This is a genomic window from Halospeciosus flavus, assembly GCF_029814175.1.
GTDB classification, from domain to species: Archaea; Halobacteriota; Halobacteria; order Halobacteriales; family Halobacteriaceae; genus Halospeciosus; species Halospeciosus flavus.
In genome coordinates, this window is the sequence record NZ_CP122313.1 from 144,467 (window position 1) to 157,221 (window position 12,755).

A 12,755-nucleotide genomic window follows, 5' to 3' on the forward strand; every position below is an offset into this window, starting at 1 on the left:
ATGGTTGACCTGATTGATGTCTTCTTAGAAGGGTTCAAAGACGCCGTCGACTGGGTCATTAGCCTCTTCATGGAAGGGCTGACGGCTGGCTACGAGACCCTGACAGAGGAGATGTTTGGCACGCCGACGCCTGAGACGGATGGGGCATTCGTCTTCGGCGACCCGGTCAACGCTCCCTGGCAGGCAATCCGAGATGCGCTGGTGGGCGGTGAGATCATGCTGATCTCGTTGCTCCTCCTGTTGATGTGCGTCCAAGGACGGCACACGATCCGGATTTTTAATCTCGGGAGTGCATACGAAGCCAGACGGACGAAGAAGACCGCCTGGGTTGGAGCGTTCCTTATTATCAGCTGGTACTGGGTGAGTATTCTGGGCCTCTACATAGTGGATGGATTCACGATTGCTCTGATGCCGAGTCTCAGTTCACTAGGTGATGCGATGGTCAATTTCCTCGAAGTCTCTCTAACGAATCCCGGGCTTGCACTCGTATTCGCCCTTCTCGGCGGTCTCTCGATGTGGGCCCTGGAGGCACTGTACTTCATTCGAGAGATTCTCCTCTACGTCTACGTGTATGGAATGCCGATAGCGTTTGCACTTGGCTACGGCAATATTCCGGTGCTCTCCGATATCGCGATGGGATTTACCAAACGGTTCGTCCCGCTCGCAGTTCTTCCCCTCCCGGCAGCAGTAGTGTTCAAAGGATACGATTTGCTCTACTCGCAAGATGCAATTGCTCCAAATAGCGTGTTTCTGAAGTACTTGGTAGCAGTCTCGCTACCCCTGATTGCTCTCTATGTCACGTGGAAGACGTTCAAATACGCGACTCCGCTGACTGCCAAGGTCGTCGGTGGTGCTACGAAAGGGGCGGCACTCGTCGGCGGTGTCGCTGCTGGAGCCTACGTCGGTGGTGCTGGCGTCGCGACAACTGCCGCCCGGTGGGGGCCGAAAGCGGCCGCAGGACAAGCTGTCGCCCAGAAAGCAGCCGCCCGTGGAGACAATGGAGATCAGGGTAGCGGTAAGCCGTCGTACCGCAGAACCGAGAATGACCCGGGCGAGCCGACAGCGAACACATCGAGTGACAAACGCGATACGGAGTTTGATCGAGGGACCCAGTAATTATGTCAACCGATAAAGACGCAGCTGCACGGCGAATTATGAATCAGTTCGGAGAGAAAGGCCGTATCCCGTACCTCAACATCGAGGAGGGTGATGTCGGCGTTCTCATTGCCTTCCCCATTATCGGGTTGTTCGTCGCCGGCCTCACCGGGATCGAGTCACTTGCCCTCCCGTTCGTAGCTGGCGGCTTGGGGTTCGGCGTTGCCGTCATCTACGTCTCACCGAATCACTTGAACGCCTGGACGTGGACGAAAGACGTCTATCGGTACGCCAAGCGACCACAGATCACATTCAGCGCCCCAGACAACGCAGAGAGCGCCACGAATGAGACGACACGGAATGAGGGCGGGCTCGCCAACTATACGCCGTTCAAACCCGACGAACGAACCCAGGACCTCACGAACGTCAAGCGGGCGTGGCCCGGCGTTGGTACCATCCAGCGGGCGGACGGGACGATGGAGGCGTTCGTCGAGATCCAGCCGGGGAACATGGATTTCGCCATGTCCGACGACTGGGCACAGCTCCAGGAGGCTGGCGAGGAATTCGCTAATAAGGAACTCGACTCGAAGCTCAAAGTCCACGCTACAACTCGCTCGTTCCCGGTCGAGCAAATCATCGAGAATATCGAAAACCGCCTCTCCGACGAAGACGTCACGGAGAACCCAATCTTCCGGGAACTTCTCGAAGAATACCGGGAGACGCGGCCGAAGGAAATGCGTGACCGGGGCATTCAGCAGGTCCGGTACTACATCGGTGTCGAGGTCAGCCCCCTGGAGGTCTATGATCGCTACCAAGACGAGGGTACCCCCGTCGAGAAGCTGACCCAGTTCCCCGTCATCGGGTTCCTGTTCAACCCGTTCGTCACCCGTCGTGAGGACCTCACCGACGTCGAGCGCCGTACCCAGATGTTCGAGAAGCTGGACAGTCGCGTCAACGACCTGCGGGCCGAGTTCATCCAGCAATCCTCTGGCTGGTCCGCTCGTCGCCTCAGTACGGTTGAGCTGTTCGTGCTGAATATGGACTTCTGGAACGGTCGGGAACACGACTACGACGACGCAGAGCGCGTCGTTCGAGAGCAATCGATCGTCGGCCATTCGCGCCGGGAGGACGAGTCCGATGCTTAGCGTCCTTCTTCAGGCCGGTGGGAGGGCAACCGATCAAGTCGCCGAGTGGTTACTGAATCCAACGTCGACCGAAGGCGCAGCGCTCTACGTCCTTCTGGCCGTCATCCTCGGCGTCGCTGGCAAGCTTCTGTGGGGTCGATATCACGGCACCAACGATGAGGAGGAAGTCGATTTCTCGGACGTCCTCGACGAAGAGACGCTGGAGGAAGGCAACGCAGAAGGGCAGATCCTGGACGATATCTCAGAGTCGCACAAGACGGTAACTGCGCCGGCAGCCATCGAGTGGGAGACGCGAGCAGCCCACGTCGGCGAGCAGTGGACGACGACGCTGTACATCGCCGACTACGCCGACTATCCCAGCGATGGCTATCTGAGCGACCTCTTCGAGATGACGGACGTCCAGTTCGATTTGACGGCCCACATCACGCCGAAGAACCAGGAGCGGGCCCGGAACGAACTGCAGGACATCGCGGACGACCTGCAGGTCGACGCCGATATCGAACAGAGCGTCCGTAGCGCCTACCTCCAGGAGCGAGCGAACGAGGCCGCGGCGACGTACAAGGCCGTCGAGAATGGCGCGAACGTCTTCGATCAGGGGATGTTCATTACGGTCAGAGCCGACGAGAAGGAGGAACTCCGGGACGCCGTTCAGGAGGTCAAGAGTGCGCTCCGTGATGACCCCGCGAACCTCACGCCGAAGACGGCGATCTGTCGGCAGGATCTCGCGCTCCAGTCCGCCGCGCCCATCGGTGACAACGAGTTCGGCCGCGAGTCCATCGCGCTCGGCGGCGCCGTCGGCGCGTTACTCTCCTCGCCGCACAACGCGACGATTCTCGAGGAGGGCGGGGTGGAGTTCGGGATTCACAAGGACACCCAGAGCCCGGTCGTCATCGACCCGTTCGCCCGGGATAACGGGTATGCGATGTTCACCGTCGGCGACACCGGTTCGGGAAAGTCGTTCAGCTCCAAGCAGAACTTCATCCGGTCGATCGAGCAAAGCAAGGACCGTATCGGCATCATCCTCGAGCCGTTGAACAACTGGGCCGGCGTCGCCGAAGCCCTTGACGCCAAGCGAATCACTGTTGGTGGGACGCTCGGGCTGAACCCCCTGGAGATTCGGGAGACGCCCGAGCACGTCCAGCGGGCGATGGGTGAGGACGCGAGCCCGTTCAACGAGAAGCTCGACGACGCGATGAGCTTCCTCACCAACTTCTTCGCGTTACGTGGAATTTCACTAGGCGACCGCCGGACGACGCTGGAACTCGGGCTCAAGCGAGCGTACAAACGCAACGGCATCACCGACGACATCTCGACGCACGGCAATCCGAGTCCGACGATTCGGGATATGATGGATGTCTTCGAGGACATGGTTGACGACCCCGAGGCGTTCGTCGTGCGAGCCGACGAGGAAGCCGGGAAGATTAAGGAAGACGCGACGTGGCTCCTTGACCAGCTTCGCCCCTTCGAGGAAGGTGGGCGGCACGGTAATCTGGGACAGTCATCGGCGTTCGACATTCGCGACGAGAAGGTCATCTACCTCGACCTCGCCCAGCAAGAGGGCAGCGTCGACAGCAGCACGGCGCTGACGATGCAGCTGCTTATCTCACTGGTGTACGAGCGCGCAAAAGTCTCGGAGAAGGAGGTCGTGTTCTACATCGACGAGGCGCGTTACATTATGCAGGACGCCGCGAGTCTGGCGTTCCTCGAGACAGTGTTCCGCCACCACCGGCATCACGACCTCTCGATCCGTCTGGTCACCCAGACGGTCGACGAGTTCTTCGAGCACGCCGAATCCGAGGCGATTCTGGACCAATGTGCGGTTAAGCAGTTCCACCGCCTCGACGGGATGGACGAAGAATGGGCCGACGAGTTCGGCTTGAACTACGCGCAGATGCGGTTCGTTCAGGACGCTGTCCCCGGCAACGAGGACGCCGGCTTCTCCGAGGCGCTGGTGGGCGTCGACGGCGAGTGGCGCGGCATTCAGGTCAAAGCGATGCCCAAGGAGAAGCGGGTCATCGACTTTGACCCGACCTCCCAAGTTCGGTCCTCGCTGCCCGGCGCCGGCGACGACGCCGTCGATACCGAGATGCAGGAGTTTCAGGAAGAGCTCGAACACCGAGCAACGAACGGAACGAACGAAACGAGCGAACTGAACGAGGAATCAGACGCCGTCGAAGCTGAGCCAGACGGCGGGACTACGGAGGACACCAACGATGGCTGAGTACCTGCGCGTCACGCCGACATCCGAGCGGCTTGACCCGGAGAGCATCCCCCGAGTCCTCGACAGCCTCCACAAACTGACCACGCCCGGCTCGTCGGGCCTCGGGGCGAAGCTGAACCCACTTCACAGTGAGACACCACCCCGATTCGAGTTCCTCGCAATCAGTGATGGACCCGACGACCCGGTGGAGTTCTTCTACGGGGCCGACGCCCACCTCGATACGCTTGAGAAGCGCCTCCGATCCATCTATCCGGCCACGTTCGACATCGAGCGCGTCGACGTCGACGTCGCCGCCCGGCTCATTCAGCCAGTCGAGTTCACACCGCAGGAATTCGTCGACCACTACGAGGCCGGGCGGCTGCAGTACGAGTTTGACCCGGCAGAACAGTACGATATCGACGAGAAATCAGTGGATTCCGAGGCAGCCGAAGCAGACCCCGTTGTCGACGGCGGTTCGGCAACCACGAGAGTCCCCGATCATCACGTGACTGTCGGGGACTCAGCCCTTGAACTAGCACCGCCCGATGCACTTCCAGACGACGAGGAAGAGCAACGGGCCATCGAGAAGCCGACGATGACACCAGCGGGAACGATTCTAGCTCGCCCGGCACAAAACGCTGTCTCGCCGCTCGGTGTCCGGTGGTGTGGCGCCGCGTCGCGGAAGCAGGACTGGATGACCTCGCTGACGCCGTTCACGACAGAGGAAACGAACGGCGATCTCTCGTCCGTCGACGAGCCCGGCGCGGCGCTGGCGTCGCTGATCGACCATCTGATGGAGGCGACAGCGCCGACCGCGTTCCAGGTCGTTTTCCAACGGCGTGCCAGCTGGCAGTCCGACGCGGAGGTGCGGAAAGAGGACCTCGTCGACGGCCGGGATACGTTCTTCCAGGAAGTCGTCGGTTCGTTGCTCGAGGTCGAGGAACAACGGAGCGACCAGGACGACCGGCAGCTCAGCGAGGCCGTCGAGAAGCGGATCGAGTACATCGACGCGAAGAACGCCAAACGGTCGTTCACGGTCAACATCCGGGCCGTCGGCGTCCCCACCGACGACACCCGCGACGACCTCGATGGCCGAATGGACTCGCTCCTCCCCGTGTTCGACCCGCTTGATGGGCCGTTCTACGAGGTCGAAGGGCAACGCCTCCGGGACAGCGGCTTCCGTGAGAAAACGAAGGAGAAGAAGGCACGGGCCGCTCTCCAGCGCCTCCTCAATCGCGAGTTGACGACGGGACGAGGGAAGACCCGCCCCGAGCTGGTCCTCAGCGGGACGGAGCTCGCGAACTTCGTCCTCGTCCCCTCCTCCGAACAGTTGACCGTCGAAGGGACGCGGGGAACGAGGGCCGAACAGCAGAGTCGGAATCCGCTTCCGTGGCCGAATCCGGATCTGATCCAGCAGTTCCAGGACGGGATGGCTATCGGCTACGCGCTCGACGAGAACGGTGAACCACGGCCGGACCCGATCCGGATCCCGCCGGACCTGTTGCCGACGCATTACGGGCGGTTCGCGTCGACGGGTGGCGGGAAGTCGAAGGCCATCATCAACGACGCGCTCTCGCTCCGTGAGACGACTGGTGGCCCCGTTGTCCTCGTCGACCCGAAGGGGGACGGGATGTGTGAGAACTACCTGCGCTGCCACTACGAGCGGTTCAGTGGCCTCGACGACGTCTACCACTTCCGCGTCCCGGAGACAATCCCCGCGTTCTCGTTCTTCGATATCCGCCCCGCGCTCGAAGCGGGCCGCAACCGTGAGGACGCGATTCAAGACAAGGTCGACCACTTCCACGACATCCTTCGGATGATTATGGGCCGCGAGCAGTACGGCCAGGCGTTCGTCGCGAACGAGATTCTGAGCTACCTGATCAAGGCGCTGTTCGACGAGGAGTACGGGAGCGACGTGTTCGGGCTGGACGATCTCTTCGCTGCTGCCCTCCGGATGCAGCGCGACCAGACGATTCCCCCGGTTTCAGCGGACAACCAGAACATCGAGGAATCGCTGACGCGCCACTTCGCGAAGGACAACCACCAGTTCCAGGTGTCGATGGACGCCGTCGGGAATCGCCTCGACAAGCTCAAAGAGGACGCGCATCTCCGCCGGATCTTCAGCCACGTCCCCGAGCAGAATGACGCCGGCGAGTACGTTGACAACCGCTTCGACTTCCGCGAGTTCCTCGACGAAGACGCTACCATCATCTTCGACCTCGGCGACCTCCGGCCGGAGGCACAGCGAGCGATCACCCTACTACTGTTGAGCAATCTATGGGACGCCGTGCAGGTGCGCCGACGCGACGGCCAGACCGACTACGAGAAGCTCACGAACCTCATCATCGAGGAGGCGGCGCCGGTCGCGTCGACAAAGCTCGTCTCCGAGCAGCTCCTGCCGCAGGGCCGGTCGTTCGGCCTGAGTATGGGGCTCGTGATGCAGTTCCCTGAACAGGTGCGGAACCGGAATGAGCGGGCCTACGACGAGGTGCTGAACAACATCAAGACGAAGCTCATCGGGAACATCTCGATCGAGCGCGACCTCGCGGAGTCACTTGCCCACGAGGACCTCTCTCCGACCGAACTCCGCAACCGAATCAACACGCTGCCGAGCGGCGAGTGGATCGCGCAACTCCCGAGCCCATCCTTCGGGGAGACTGGTCCGCCGCCGTTTTCGTTGAAGCCGCTCCCGATTGCGCCGGGGCATCCAGAAAGCGACCAGCCGCTCACAGAGCCCCAGGAAGACCATTTCGAGTCCGTGTCCCGGACACGGATGGTCGAACGGACACAGGCCCAGTACGGGCTGAGAGAGCCGACTGAGTCGAGCACTACCTCGGAAGAGACTGGCTGGGGTAGTACGGGGGCCGAGACGACGGGCTCGGCTACCGACGGCGACTCAGGAACGGACCCGACGCAATCCGCGTTCATCAGCGAATCGACGACCGAGGACACGTCAACGTCGACCACGAAGCCCGAGACGGACAGCGACCCAGATGCAGACGGGTCAGAGATGAGCCCCCTGTTCGGGCAGGCCACCGAGACGGACGAGGAACCAACTGGTGACCAAGCAGCGGGGCCGGCGAACGGGGCAACGCCCGTCCAGGAAACCAGCGTGCCTGTTCCCGATGACGAGCTCCGACAACGCGGGCTCAGCCGTGACGACGTCCGGTTCCTGAATCGGGTCCTCGTCGTGATGAACAGAGAGGATGACGAGTACACGCTACTGGACAGGATGAGCCAGCTCCGGGACGAATACGACGACCTCCATATAGAGCGGCTCACGGAGCAGGACCTCCTGGAAGCGGACTCCGCGGCGGGGCGCAAGTACTACACCGTCCTCCCGGACGGTAGAGACCTCCTCGGGAGAGAATTGAAGGCGGGACCAGGAGCGGGCGATCTCGGCGAGAAAACGCCACACAAGGTTGGCGTCCGACTCCTCGAGCTGTGGTTCCAGCAGCGGGACGATGTCGTTCGCGTGGAACCGTACTACGAAACCGACGACGGCACCGTCCTGGACGTGGCCGGCTTCGACGAGAACGGCGATCTCGTCTGGGCCGGCGAAGCAGAGCTCGCGAGTAACAACCGGCACGCCCCGGTCGAGGATTACGACAAACTCAGCGCGGTGGACGCCGACGCGATCTGGGCCTTCAACAATCGCGAGACGGCGCTCGACGTCCTGGATAGCCTTGCCGACGCGGATCGGATCGACGAGCGGGTCAGCGGCCGGGCGGCACGGTCGTTCGCGACCATCAGAGACGCCGTCGACGACTTCGACGCTGCGGGCCTGACCACCGTTCGCGCCTTCAAAAATCTCGATCGAAAACTCACCCAATGACCTGGCGACAGGCGACCCGCGAGGAGATTTACGCCTACTACGCCGAGGAGTTCCCCCGCTATCTGGATGACCTGCCGGAATTCATCACGGCGACCGGCCCGAAACAGTACGCCGTCGCCTTCCGAGAGTCCCACCCGGTTCGCAAAGACGAGGTGCCGGCCAAGGACTTCATCCGGCGGGATACGTGGCAGACAGATGCGTCGGGGGACCGAACGACGCCCGAGTTCAACGACTTCGAGGACGTCGTTGAGTGCATTCGACACCCCGCTCGCAACGATCCGCTGGGACGAAGCGAGTTCGCACTCGCTGATCCGGAGGTGCTGGAGAAACCGGACCCACGGCCCGACGCCGTCTACTACGCGCTGGATCACTGGGAACGACCCTGGGTCCTCCTCGTTGACATCGACGCGAAAGAGATTGCCCGCGACCGAGCGGACGAGATGGTATCGGCGGACGGCGACGACCGGGACGACGATGCGCTCCTCGACGCTGCGGGTATCCTTGACGCTGCTCCCGAGGGGTATCCGTACGCCTTCGAAGACGTCGACCGCGCCATCGAGTACGGGTTCGAGGTGCGCGACATCTTCGAGGACGATTTCGACGCCGAGGAGACGATGGTCGTTTACAGCGGGCAGGGGGTCCACGTCTACCTGCTGGATACCGACCCGGCGCACCGGTACGACGAGCAGAGTCGCGAGGTGTTGAACGACCTCCTCCTCGAGACGTACGACATCCCGATCGACCCCGTCGTGACGGCCGACCGCCGGCGTGTCGCTCGTCTGCCCTACTCGCTGCACGCCGACGTCTGTAGCATCGTTCAACCCATCGAGAGCCCGGCGTTCGACGTTCGGTCGGCGACACCCGAGGTGATCGACGAATGAGTCCGAGTACGCCCACCGACGACGAAGACATGGCGTATCGGGTTGCGGCACTCCCGCTGGAGTACGGTGAGACCCGCATCAACCAGCTGTTTACGCGTGGATACAACCGATACGTCGTCGACGGCGAGGACCAACCCAAGGACCTCGTGAACGACATCGAGCGGTTCGGGACGGCGGCGTTCAAAGAGCAGGTTCGTGCCGATGCCGCCGAGGAGCCGTTCGTCGACGAGCCAGGAACGCTTGCCGTGCTCGCGACGTTGGGTGCGATCTGTGTGAAAGAGCACTCGAAGTTCGAGCACGCGTCGCCCCGGAACATTCAGGTGCTCTACGACATCCGGGAGCTGTACGTCAACAATCTTGCCTCCCTCATTCGGGCTCACGGCGATGGGTCGCTCCAGCAGGACATAGCCGAGGTGCTGTATAGCAAGGAGCCCGGTGAGGATGGCCCACATCCGGGTCGGGTCTGTACGGGCATCACGGAGATGCCGGAGTTCGGGGATGGCCTCTACCTCGAAATCCCGATGGCGGCGGCGTCACGCAAATGTCTCGTTCGGGAGGACGAGTCATCGACGGGGAATGACGATGGCGGGGAGATATTGACGCGAGTGAAGGACAATAACCTGTACGTCCCGGTGGGTGATTTCGACAGCAAGTATCGGGACTACGCGGAACGGGCGTTCAAGAAGCTCCTACGGATACAAGAAGACGGGCTCTCCGATGACCAGCTGACGTGGCTGACCACGAACGAGTCGGCGATTACGGAGCGGATCGACCGCTTCCTCGAGACCGGTCATCACGAGCGAATCTGGCGGAACTGGGACCGTGGGGAACGGACGATCCGCGTCCTCCGACGGGCTCTTAGTGACGCCCCCGACGACGTCGCGCAAAAGGGTGAGTTCCACACGGCGAAGGAGCTCTACAGAGCGGTCGAAGCGTACGACGCCGAGGACGAGTGGGAATCCTCTGTAACGGACTGGATATCGAGTCCGAGCAGTCTCGCGAAGACGCTGGCCGATCACAAGTCCCACTCGGCCGTCACGATCGACCGCGACGGGCGCGTCAATACGTACCGAATCGGGCGAGCCGGAACCGGCGCCGAACAAATCGAAGTACGAGAGATCGAGGATCTCTTCGAACTCCCCTGTATGGCGAATATGGAGGAGCGGCTACACGAGAAGAAGCCCGTCCGGAAGGACCTCTACAACTTCGCGCGGATGGTGATGTGGCTGCCGCAGTACCAAGACAGCAGCCTCGACGAGATCGTCGCGGACCTCAAGGACGTCTTCTCTCGGTGGCCGTGGTACGACGAGCAGGAGACCGAGTACCAGGTTCGCTACGAGTTCTCGAACACCATTAGCGGCGACACACCGTTGCCGATGAACTGCGATAACGACGATCTGCAGCGCTACTGCATCGGCCAGGACCAGTGCCCCTACTCGATCTGGGGTAGTCTCCCGTTTCCGGACGAGATGTACGAGCAGGTAGAAGAGGAATCAACTGGCCCCACTGAGCAGTTCTGAATCATAGACTCCCTCGCATCTGTCGTTCCATTAGGTAGTGATTGGTTTGGCGATTCTGCCGAATCGAGGCGGATCGACTATTTTGTTGAATTGTTAAGTACAGACGAATCACTAACCGCGACGTCCGTTAGCTGACCATGGAGACTCACTGAATATTGGCTCCAAACGATTCTGACGTACTAGCGATTCGACTTAACTACCGTAAATATCGTCGATCTCAGAGTTTTCCGGCTTGTCGAAGCTGGGAATACTGGTTCTCGGAGAGAATACTCGCCCCACAATCAGGACACGTTACGTCTCGAATTCTGTGTGGAGACAGATCAATATCGCGGGTTCGGAACTCACAGTTCGGACACTCTACACCGCTCACTTTTCCGCCAACAAAGACGACACGCTCACGAAGCACGTCATCTAGAGGCACCTAGTATAGTATCGTCTCGACTCTCATAGAAATTGTGTTTTCGGAATAGACCCACGCTTACTTCGAGAAAAACTCCGACAGAAACATCGTCGGAGTTTTCTTCCCCATGTCGTTTCCCAATACTGTGGGCGCTTAGCTCAGCTCGGATAGAGCACTTGGCTTCGGACCAAGATGTTCGTGGGTTCAAATCCCACAGCGCCCGTCCCAACTCTAGACATTTCATCGCAGTCAGTACGTAGTCAAATCCTGACTCGTTCTCAACACCGAGTATCCAGAACAAGTATGTCCTCAATACTCCCCCGCCGAGAGGAAGTTGACCGGTACGATACGCAACCGTCGTACTGAATCTCGTGCGTCTGCTCCAAATTCTCCACTTGGCTATATGACGGTCGAAGACGTACTGTGAACTGATGCCAGAAGAAGTCCTGTTCAAATCCGAAGAGCAAGTATCGAGAGGGGAAATCGCCGAATCGTTACGTAACGCGGCTGATCAGATCGATTCAGGTGATGTCACAGTAGGGAACGACGCAGACGAACAGCGCGTTACTGTTCCAGACAGCCCGCGTTTCGAGGTCGAACTCGAACGACTCACAGATTCAGAAACCGGCGAGCAGCGGTACGAACTAGAATATGAAATTAGGTGGAAGGAGTAGCGCCCCGGTGTGCTGAAGATCCCACTACAGTGATCGACTATGTTCCACGACTCAGTAACGGGAACGTGGCTCGCGTCATCGAGCGCTAGTCGTCTTTGATGTCCTTGAGCTGGTTGACGAGGTCGTCCGTCGAGGCGTTCGTCTCGAAGTGAACGTCGCCCTCGTGGTCGTTCTCGTGGACGTTGACTCCTTTGTCCTCGTCCGTCTCGACGTTCTGGTCCTGTTGTTCGGACTCGTCGTAGCTACCAAAACCCATACGACCACATTTGCTAGGGGAAGGCAAAAAGTGTACGATCTATACTGCAATCGCAGAGATTTCGATGGTCCCCAATCCTATTTGGCTGTCTTTCCCATATACTGCACGGACAACCAAACTCGCTGCCTACAGTCCTCTAGCTCCCTTTAGAAAATCCAGACAGTACCAAGAATTGGTGCCGTAATCGTTTCGACTCCCCCTTAAGAAAGAGTGCCTATGGAATGGTCCGAATACCGCAACCGAATTGAGAGTCCGGAGGATGAGTATCGAACGAACGTTCCTGCCCTCTTCGCCGACCCCGATACGTTCGATGCGTTCGTCAACGACCTCGCCACCGAACTCGATCCCAGTGCCTTCGACTACGTCGCGAGAATCGACGCGATGGGATTCATTCCCGGGACGGCACTCGCACGCCGCTTCGGTGTCGGGTTCATCGCCGTCAGGAAAGACGAAAAACTCCCAATCCGAGAGGAACACCGCGTTGCTGACACGCTCGTGGACTACACTGGAAAAGAGAAGATGCTCGAAGTCGATACACGACAGGTACCCACGGACGACCCGATTCTCCTCGTCGATGATTGGATGGAAACCGCATCCCAAGTCGGCACCGCTATCGACTTACTCGAACGTGCAGGCGGCACTGTCGGAGGGATTGCGCTACTCGCAGCGGAGGAAAACGAGACCACGCGTCGGCTCAACGACGAGTACGGCGTCTACTCGGTCAAGTCTTTCCGAGAGTAACCGCCGTT

9 protein-coding genes and 1 tRNA gene are annotated in these 12,755 nt (G+C 60.3%); 9 read left to right on the forward strand and 1 reads right to left on the reverse strand.

Features of this window, described 5'->3' with window-relative positions:
- From P0Y33_RS17630 to P0Y33_RS17665, 8 genes are all read left to right on the forward strand, one after another.
- A complete protein-coding gene (locus P0Y33_RS17630) occupies window positions 1–1,116 on the forward strand; it encodes a hypothetical protein (RefSeq protein WP_279530340.1) in 1,116 nt (371 codons plus the stop codon).
- Between the two features lie 2 nt (window positions 1,117–1,118).
- On the forward strand, window positions 1,119–2,240 hold the full coding sequence (locus P0Y33_RS17635) for a hypothetical protein (protein WP_279530341.1): 1,122 nt from the start codon (window positions 1,119–1,121) through the stop codon (window positions 2,238–2,240).
- A complete protein-coding gene (locus P0Y33_RS17640; protein ID WP_279530141.1) occupies window positions 2,233–4,461 on the forward strand; it encodes a VirB4 family type IV secretion system protein in 2,229 nt (742 codons plus the stop codon). The genes P0Y33_RS17635 and P0Y33_RS17640 overlap by 8 nt, the downstream gene beginning before the upstream one ends.
- A complete protein-coding gene (locus tag P0Y33_RS17645) occupies window positions 4,454–8,275 on the forward strand; it encodes an ATP-binding protein (protein ID WP_279530142.1) in 3,822 nt (1,273 codons plus the stop codon). The genes P0Y33_RS17640 and P0Y33_RS17645 overlap by 8 nt, the downstream gene beginning before the upstream one ends.
- On the forward strand, window positions 8,272–9,156 hold the full coding sequence (locus P0Y33_RS17650) for a bifunctional DNA primase/polymerase (RefSeq protein ID WP_279530143.1): 885 nt from the start codon (window positions 8,272–8,274) through the stop codon (window positions 9,154–9,156). The genes P0Y33_RS17645 and P0Y33_RS17650 overlap by 4 nt, the downstream gene beginning before the upstream one ends.
- Window positions 9,153–10,676 (forward strand): primase-associated protein, encoded by a 1,524-nt coding sequence (locus P0Y33_RS17655; protein WP_279530144.1) that lies wholly within the window; start codon window positions 9,153–9,155, stop codon window positions 10,674–10,676. Before P0Y33_RS17650 ends, P0Y33_RS17655 begins: the two co-directional genes overlap by 4 nt.
- 547 nt (window positions 10,677–11,223) lie before the next feature.
- A tRNA-Arg gene (locus P0Y33_RS17660) sits at window positions 11,224–11,299 on the forward strand.
- A 208-nt stretch (window positions 11,300–11,507) separates the two neighbouring features.
- Window positions 11,508–11,750 (forward strand): amphi-Trp domain-containing protein, encoded by a 243-nt coding sequence (locus P0Y33_RS17665; protein WP_279530145.1) that lies wholly within the window; start codon window positions 11,508–11,510, stop codon window positions 11,748–11,750.
- A gap of 85 nt (window positions 11,751–11,835) precedes the next feature.
- Here the strand turns inward: P0Y33_RS17665 and P0Y33_RS17670 are convergent, their stop codons facing one another.
- Window positions 11,836–12,006: a DUF5786 family protein gene (locus tag P0Y33_RS17670; RefSeq protein ID WP_279530146.1), complete on the reverse strand. Its 171-nt coding sequence runs from the start codon at window positions 12,004–12,006 to the stop codon at window positions 11,836–11,838.
- Window positions 12,007–12,222: 216 nt separating this feature from the next.
- Between P0Y33_RS17670 and P0Y33_RS17675 the strand changes: the two genes are divergently transcribed.
- A complete protein-coding gene (locus P0Y33_RS17675; RefSeq protein WP_279530147.1) occupies window positions 12,223–12,747 on the forward strand; it encodes a phosphoribosyltransferase family protein in 525 nt (174 codons plus the stop codon).
- Window positions 12,748–12,755: the final 8 nt, after the last annotated feature.

What these genes read in the sequence shown, in the direction of transcription:
- P0Y33_RS17635 (WP_279530341.1), top strand. Translation starts at nt 1,119, where the DNA reads ATGTCAACCGATAAAGACGCAGCTGCACGGCGAATTATGAATCAGTTC.
- P0Y33_RS17675 (WP_279530147.1), top strand. Translation starts at nt 12,223, where the DNA reads ATGGAATGGTCCGAATACCGCAACCGAATTGAGAGTCCGGAGGATGAG.
- P0Y33_RS17670 (WP_279530146.1), bottom strand. Translation starts at nt 12,006, where the DNA reads ATGGGTTTTGGTAGCTACGACGAGTCCGAACAACAGGACCAGAACGTC.
- P0Y33_RS17650 (WP_279530143.1), top strand. Translation starts at nt 8,272, where the DNA reads ATGACCTGGCGACAGGCGACCCGCGAGGAGATTTACGCCTACTACGCC.
- P0Y33_RS17655 (WP_279530144.1), top strand. Translation starts at nt 9,153, where the DNA reads ATGAGTCCGAGTACGCCCACCGACGACGAAGACATGGCGTATCGGGTT.
- P0Y33_RS17640 (WP_279530141.1), top strand. Translation starts at nt 2,233, where the DNA reads ATGCTTAGCGTCCTTCTTCAGGCCGGTGGGAGGGCAACCGATCAAGTC.
- P0Y33_RS17630 (WP_279530340.1), top strand. Translation starts at nt 1, where the DNA reads ATGGTTGACCTGATTGATGTCTTCTTAGAAGGGTTCAAAGACGCCGTC.
- P0Y33_RS17645 (WP_279530142.1), top strand. Translation starts at nt 4,454, where the DNA reads ATGGCTGAGTACCTGCGCGTCACGCCGACATCCGAGCGGCTTGACCCG.
- P0Y33_RS17665 (WP_279530145.1), top strand. Translation starts at nt 11,508, where the DNA reads ATGCCAGAAGAAGTCCTGTTCAAATCCGAAGAGCAAGTATCGAGAGGG.